This is a genomic window from Chamaesiphon sp. OTE_20_metabat_361 (assembly GCF_031364565.1).
The window spans coordinates 1-5573 of the sequence record NZ_JANLWO010000665.1 but is presented as its reverse complement, the minus strand read 5'-3'; the positions used below and the strand labels follow the sequence as shown (position 1 = coordinate 5573).

General features: G+C 50.0%; 4 protein-coding genes. 2 read left to right on the top strand and 2 right to left on the bottom strand.

Annotation, left to right across the window (positions count from 1 at the left end; all coding sequences use genetic code 11):
• Both RMO35_RS19060 and btpA read right to left on the bottom strand, forming a co-directional pair.
• Positions 1 to 945: vitamin K epoxide reductase family protein (locus tag RMO35_RS19060; protein WP_309743173.1), on the bottom strand; the 945-nt coding region annotated here is incomplete at its 3' end.
• A 158-nt stretch (positions 946 to 1103) separates the two neighbouring features.
• Complete coding sequence (btpA, locus tag RMO35_RS19055) at positions 1104 to 1952, bottom strand: photosystem I biogenesis protein BtpA (RefSeq protein ID WP_309743171.1); 849 nt, start codon at positions 1950 to 1952, stop codon at positions 1104 to 1106.
• A 469-nt stretch (positions 1953 to 2421) separates the two neighbouring features.
• On the opposite strand from btpA, the gene rimO reads away from it, so the two are divergent.
• Both rimO and RMO35_RS19045 read left to right on the top strand, forming a co-directional pair.
• Positions 2422 to 3741: a 30S ribosomal protein S12 methylthiotransferase RimO gene (gene rimO, locus RMO35_RS19050; RefSeq protein ID WP_309743169.1), complete on the top strand. Its 1320-nt coding sequence runs from the start codon at positions 2422 to 2424 to the stop codon at positions 3739 to 3741.
• A gap of 391 nt (positions 3742 to 4132) precedes the next feature.
• On the top strand, positions 4133 to 5573 hold a 1441-nt coding region (locus RMO35_RS19045), incomplete at its 3' end, for a DEAD/DEAH box helicase (RefSeq protein WP_309743167.1).

Sequence of the window (5573 nt, the reverse complement as noted above, 5' to 3'; positions counted from 1 at the left end):
TTCACCTGGAGCCAACTTATCGTACTTAAAGTTAGTATCGCCCTGGTAGCCAGTCAACTTGGCGAGTTTCGCCAGTTTTCTGATTCCCGGTTCTAATTTGCCATCGATACTCCAAGTCGGATATCCTTTAATGCCAGCTTTGGCACAAGCGTCTGGCTGCGGATTCTTTTTAGCATCAACAGCACACTCGATATTAGTAACTTGCTCCCATGCTTGCTGCCCAAATAATTGCTTTTGTTCGTAGCAATGCGGGCACCAGTAAGCGCTATACATCTTGGCACCTTTTTGGGTCAGGTGTTTGGCAAGTTCGATCTCGGCTGCTCCTGATGTAGACTTGATTTCCCAACCGATCCCCGGTGTCGGGGCGGTAGTCGGGGCGAGTGAATTTATCTCACTCCCGATCGCGGTATTGTAAAGAACTAACGAAACTAGCAGGGCACCCAGTCCCGCCGCCATCCCGGAAAAGATGACTTGCCCGATATCTTCCCAGTCCCGCCCGAAGAGTGTCAGTCCCAAAATGGCAAAAGTGAAAATTGCCGAAGCAATACAAAATGGACATGCAGCTTTGATGACAAATGCCAGCAGATACATCAAATAGCCGCTAAATACCGCCAGCCCAACTCCCGCGAGCAATAATCCCAACCAAGTCAGGTTGTTGAGCTGATTGTGTGCCGCTTTATTAGTTTTGGGATCGACGAGTGTCGGCGCAAAAGCCATCACCGCCACACCGATGTAGCTCAGTAAGCCCAAGCCAGTCAGCGGAAAACTGCCAACATTAGCATATGGGCTAGATAGTACGATCTGACAGCCTTCGGTACCGCACACACCGTTGTTGCTAAGTTTTACCCATGTCAGGTAAGCAGTTACCAAAATGCCTAAAATAGCGATCGATCCGATGAGCAATCGCGAGTACTGATAGATCCAGGGAATTTGACGACGTTTCATAAGAGTTGGGAGTTGGGAGTTGGGAGTTGGGAGTTGGGAGAGATGGGAGTTAGGAGTTAGGAGTTGGGAGTTAGGAGTTAGGAGGTAGAAATAGGAAGCCTTCGGTCTTGTCTTGGCGTTAGAATCTCAACTTTAAAAATTCTCTCCCAGCTCCCATCTCACTTATGGATTTTCATCGAATCGATCGCACGTTGTACGGATCGACTGGCGAGATCTTGGCGAATTGTTTCAACAAATTGACTGACGCGAATTGGATCGATCGAGTTCTCGATTTTGCCTTGACGTTTGAGCGAACTCGACACGATCGCGCCATCGGCATATTGCATCAAGCTATTAATATTATTGAAATTAGCACCACTGCCGATCAGCATCGGAGTGGTACCTGCGGCTGCCCTAGCCAGTCGAAGATCTTCGATACTTGGGGGGCTACCCGTCGCGGCTCCCGAGAGGATGATGGCGTCAGCTAACCCCCGATCGATCGTTTCGCGGACGGCATTTGTCAGATCGCTCGAACTCAACGGTTGCGCGTGTTTGACGAGGACATCCGCCAGAATTTTGACATCAGATCCCAATTCCCGCCGATAGCGAAGGAGTTCGTAAGCACAGCCTTCGATGACGCCCTGATCGGTTGCCATCACTCCCGACAACACATTTACCCGAATGAAAGCCGCTCCCGTACAACTGGCGATCGCCATCGCACTGAGACTATCATTGCGTAAGACATTGATCCCGATCGGGATCGAGATCAATTCGCGCAACCGCGTAACGATCGTCGTCATCGCACTGACTACCGCCGGATCGACGCGGCTTTTGGGAAAAGGCGCATCAAAAAAGTTCTCGACGACGATCGCATCGACACCACCTGAAACTAGGGCGACTGCTTCTTGTTCGGCACGATCGATAATCGCACTAAGACTACCGCCCCACCGTGCCGAAGTCGGCAGCGGCAACAGATGGACGACGCCAATAATCGGCTGAGTGGTGTTAAAAATTTGCTGTAAATTCACGTTTTGCGTTTAAACTAGGCGGATGGCGATCGCCGCGCCAATTCAAGTTTTGGCATGACCGAACCACAAGACTCAATCTTCACCTATATTATCCACAAATTAGGCTTGTCTAACTCATCAAAAAATCTTCTCTAGTCATCAGTCGTTAGCAATTCACCATTATTTACCACTTTACATTCCGCAACACTATGGTAGAATATAGCCTGAAGACTTAAAATTAAGCATGTTAAGCTAAGTTCTAAACACAAGTTTAGAGTTTAGTAGTTTCGTTGGATTATATTTGAGTCAGCAATTATCTGTTACTGGTGTTGAATCGCAGTTTTAGGGCGGCAATTAGCGCGATTGCCCGAACCGGGGCTACACCGATAGACTTACAAGATGTAGGCACACCGCCTTGACTTTTGAGTTGGTAGTAATCGATCGCCAAACGCAGTCACATTACTGTTGGAGACAAATAAACCAAGACTACATGGGCAACAAGCCAACAATTGCAATATCCCACTTAGGTTGCGAAAAAAATCGTATTGATAGCGAGCACATGCTCGGCTTGCTCGTTCAAGCAGGCTATGAAGTAGATGCTGATGAAACTGAAGCTGATTATGTCATCGTCAATACTTGTAGCTTCATCGATGCAGCTAGAGAGGAGTCCATCCGCACGTTAGTAGAACTAGCCGAAGCCGATAAAAAAATTGTTATCACTGGCTGCATGGCACAGCACTTTCAGTCGCAGCTACTGGCAGAAATACCAGAAGCTGTAGCCGTAGTTGGCAGTGGCGACTATCACAAAATCGTCGATGTCATCGAGCGATCGCAAGGTGGCGAGCGGGTAGTTGAAGTGACCCCCGAGCCAACTTACATCGCCGACGAGCATACCCCTCGCTATCGGACGACGACTGAAGGTGTCGCTTACTTGCGCGTTGCCGAAGGTTGCGACTATGCTTGCGCTTTCTGTATTATTCCCCACCTTCGGGGGAAACAGCGCTCGCGGACGATCGAATCGATCGTGGCTGAAGCCCAAAGATTGGCGGATGAAGGAGTCAAGGAACTAATCCTGATTTCCCAAATCACCACTAATTATGGTCTCGATATCTATGGTACGCCCAAACTAGCAGAACTTCTGCGGGCATTGGGCAAAGTGGACATTCCGTGGATTCGGATGCACTACGCTTACCCGACTGGGTTGACACCCAAGGTAATCGCCGCGATGCAAGAAACACCAAATGTTTTACCCTACCTAGATTTACCATTACAGCATTCCCATCCCGAAATCCTCCGTGCCATGAATCGCCCGTGGCAAGGACAAGTAAACGATCGCATCATCGAGCAACTCAAAATCGCTCTCCCCGATGCAGTCCTGCGGACGACACTGATCGTCGGCTTCCCTGGGGAAACCGACGAACATTACCAGCATCTTCAGACATTCTTGCAACGGCACGAATTCGATCATGTTGGGGTGTTTACCTTCTCCGCTGAGGATGGAACCGCCGCTGCCACCTTGCCCAACCACTTGCCACAAGCAGTTATGGACGAGCGCCGCGACGGGATCATGGCGATTCAACAACCAATTTCACTCCGCCGTAATCAAGCTGAAATCGGTAAAACCGTTGATGTCCTGGTCGAACAAGAACACCCCGAATCGGGGTTGTTGGTGGGTAGATCTGCCAGATTTGCCCCAGAAGTGGACGGATTAGTGTATGTTAGTGGGAGTGCCCGCCTTGGGTCGATTATTCCCGTTACTATCCATGAAGCCGACCATTACGATCTCCACGGCGAGGTCGTTTACCCGTAAACAGTCAATAACGATCGGTTATCCGGCGATGCCAAGAATTGAAGCTTGGCATTAAACTGATAAAAGAACGCTACTAAATCTGTTGAATTCAAAATTTAAACTAACATTAGATTTTGGATTGGAGCGAAGACGCTAGAATTCAGTAAAAAGACCGATATATTCGACAACAATTCACAACAGAATCTGCGCCTAGCGATTGATGCGAGCATTCTGTGACTATTTAGTATTTCTTTTATTGGTGGAGAATTGCAGCTAATTCTCACACAACCTTAAACTGAATGGTTTAAATATTGGGTACGATGTTTTCCCCGGTTGATGTACTGACTAATTCCTAAAGATTAGCTCCTAAACTTTCGACACAAAATCATACCGATCCACTTAACTACAAATTATGACCGTTTCTTTCTCTAGCCTTGGACTTTCCGATCGTATCGTTACACAACTGGAAAGCCTGGGGATTACTGAACCGACTAACATTCAAGAGCAAGCCATTCCCTTTCTACTATCTGGTAAAGATGTAGTCGGACAATCTCAAACCGGGACGGGGAAAACTGCTGCATTTGCCTTGCCCATGATCGAACGTTTGGACTGGCAGCGTCCGGTGATCCAAGCCTTGGTACTGACTCCCACGCGCGAGTTAGCAATGCAAGTCTCCCAAGCCATGAAAACCTTCTTAGGTGGTAACGAGCGTCGCTCGCCGATCCTGACGGTTTATGGCGGACAAGCGATCGACTTGCAAATTCGTCGCTTAGAGAGCGGTGTAGCTGCCGTTGTCGGCACGCCCGGACGCGTCATCGACTTGATCGATCGCGGCCATCTCCGCTTAGGTCAAGTGGAATGGTTGGTACTCGATGAAGCCGATGAAATGCTCAGTATGGGCTTTATCGACGACATCGAACTGATTTTGAGCAAATTGCCCACCGAACGCCAAACCGCCTTCTTCTCGGCGACAATGGCACCCCCAATTCGCTCGTTGGTCAACCGCTTCCTCAAAAATCCGGTGACTGTCACCGTCGATCAAGTCAAAGCAGCACCTTCAAAAATCAAGCAACAGGTTTACTTCATCCCACGCGGCTGGACTAAAGCTCAAGCGCTCCAACCCATTCTCGAACTCGAACAGCCCGAATCGGCGATTATTTTCGTCCGTACCCGGAAAGCTGCCGCCGAACTCACCAACCAACTCCAATCTGCCGGACACAGCGCGGATGAGTATCATGGCGACCTGACTCAAACCCAGCGGGAACGCTTATTGGCACGATTCCGGGGCGATAAAGTCCGCTGGATCGTCGCCACCGACATTGCCGCACGGGGTCTCGATGTCGATCATCTCAGCCACGTCATTAACTATGACTTGCCCGATAGCGTCGAGAACTACATCCACCGGATCGGTCGGACGGGTCGTGCTGGTAAAGAAGGCGTAGCCATCTCCCTGATTCACTCCCTCGATCGTCGCAAACTCCAAGCGATCGAACGTCGCGTCAAACAGTCTCTAGCAGTCTGTCAGATCCCGACGCGCGCGCAAGTAGAAGCAGCCCACGTCGAGAAGATTCAAGGCAAAGTCCAAGAAGCCCTTTCCGGCGAACGGGTAGCATCCTTCTTGCCGATCGTTGCCAAAATGGGTGAAGAGTACGACGTACATACCGTTGCCGCAGCAGCACTGCAACTGGTATACGACCAAACTCGCCCCGCATGGCTGGATATGGAAGAACCCCAAATCCAAGATCGCGAACGCTCTTCCAACAGCTACAAACCTCGCGGTGGTAGCGATCGTCGCAGTGGTGGCGGTGGCGGTGCTGGTGGCAAACCAGTCCTCCGCAGCGGTGGTAGCGGTG